This is a genomic window from Paracoccus lutimaris, from assembly GCF_003337565.1.
Lineage (GTDB): Bacteria > Pseudomonadota > Alphaproteobacteria > Rhodobacterales > Rhodobacteraceae > Paracoccus > Paracoccus lutimaris.
In genome coordinates this window covers 1-1,646 of the sequence record NZ_QPJL01000078.1, presented here as the reverse complement: position 1 = coordinate 1,646, position 1,646 = coordinate 1, and the positions used below count along the sequence as shown (strand labels likewise).

The 1,646-nt window shown below is 60.0% G+C and carries 1 protein-coding gene and 1 other annotated feature; the gene reads right to left on the bottom strand.

Translation table 11 applies throughout. The features are described 5' to 3' along the window. Nucleotides 1-269: 269 nt before the first annotated feature. Nucleotides 270-1,504 (bottom strand): IS3 family transposase gene (locus DFP89_RS19945; RefSeq protein ID WP_114351038.1). Its coding sequence is split into 2 segments (ribosomal slippage): nt 270-1,204 and nt 1,204-1,504, totalling 1,236 coding nucleotides; the frame shifts between segments, so codons are not numbered across the junction. Beyond that, nucleotides 1,101-1,217, bottom strand: a sequence feature (AL1L pseudoknot). (Overlaps the previous gene by 117 nt.) Nucleotides 1,505-1,646: the final 142 nt, after the last annotated feature.

The window sequence follows — 1,646 nt, the reverse complement described above, 5'->3', positions numbered from 1 at the left end:
ACTAGCATTGACGCCATCATAACACGCAGAACATAACCACTGGGTGGGTCAGTTCTCGGTGACAATGCCGGGTCAAATCTCAGTGGCAATCAACACCTCTAGCTAGTCGCTGAATGATACGAAATTCCCTAATGTGATGCCACATGACCGGCGGCTGAGGACTCGTCGCGTCCATCTGCCGGCCCTGGTGCCAGGACTGGCACGGGGCCGTCCCTGGCTCGCGCACTCTGAACCGCCCCGGGTTTACCGGAGAGTTTCTGGTTCAATGATTACGCGGCTTTTTCGACGTTATTCAAGGCAGCGTAGAAAGCCTCCTCTGCTTCGTTCGGTGTGACATATCCGATGGCGCTGTGCAGGCGCGTGTTGTTATACCAGTCGACCCATTTCAGGGTTTCCCATTCGACCTGACCAACCGACTTCCAGGGTCCAAGGAACTTGATGACCTCGGTCTTGAACAGGCCGATGATGCTTTCCGCGAGGGCATTGTCATAGGAATCCCCGACGCTGCCGACGGATGTGTCGATACCCGCCTCTGCCAGTCGCTCGGTGTATCGGATCGACAGGTATTGGCTGCCGCGGTCGCTGTGGTGGATTAGCTTGTCAGCCTCGGACGGCGCCCTCTGGCAGATGGCCTGGTTTAGTGCGTCGAGCACGAAGCCTGTCGTCATCGACGTCGAGACGCGCCAGCCGACGATCTTGCGGGCAAAGACGTCGGTCACGAAGGCGACGTAAACCATACCCTGCCAGGTGGAGACATAGGTGAAATCCGAAACCCACAGCTCGTTTGGCATGTCTGCCACGAAGGCTCGGTTCACCTTGTCGTCCGGGCAGGGTTGGGCCGTATCGGGGTTAGTGGTGATCACCTTCTTGCCCCGCACAACACCTTGTAATCCCATGACCTTCATCAGCCGCTCCACCGTGCAGCGGGCGATATCGTGACCGCCGCGGCGCAGCTGATGCCAGACCTTGCGCGCGCCATAGCGGCCTCGGCTGCCATCGAAGGCCTTCTTGATCGCCGCCATGTCCAGCCGATCCTGCCTGGCCCGGTCCGATGCCAGGTCCGGATCGTGCTCCACTGTCTTGAAGGCGTAATACGTCGATGGTGCGATCCCCAGAACCCGGCAGATCGGCCCGACACCAAAGACACTACGGTGATCATCAATGAACGCGATCATTTGCGAAACGGGCGGTCGAGCTCCGCCGCCGCGAAATATGCGCTGGCCTTCTTCAGGATCTCGTTCGCTTGACGCAGTTCACGGACCTCGCGCTCCAGTTCCTTGATCCGATCCTTCTCGGCGCTTGTCAGCCCACCGCGTCGCCCAGCGTCACGTTCGGCCTGCTGACACCAGACACGCAGACTGTCGGGTGAACAGCCGAGCTTCGGCGCAATTGCCTTGTAAGCAGCTGTGTCGCTGGCGTAACCGGCGCGGTTCTCTCGAAAAAGCCGAACACCGCGTTCGCGAAGCTCGGCAGGATAGGCGGGGGTGAATCTCTGCTTGGTCATAGGGCTCATCCTTTGAGTGTTTTACTCTCCGGTAAACCCGGGGCGGTTGTCAACGGCGGAGACAAAACCGGCCACGGGGCGGCGCAAAACCAGGCCAGTGGCGGGGATTGAGCGCCATGGCGCGCGCGCTCGCCAGATAGCT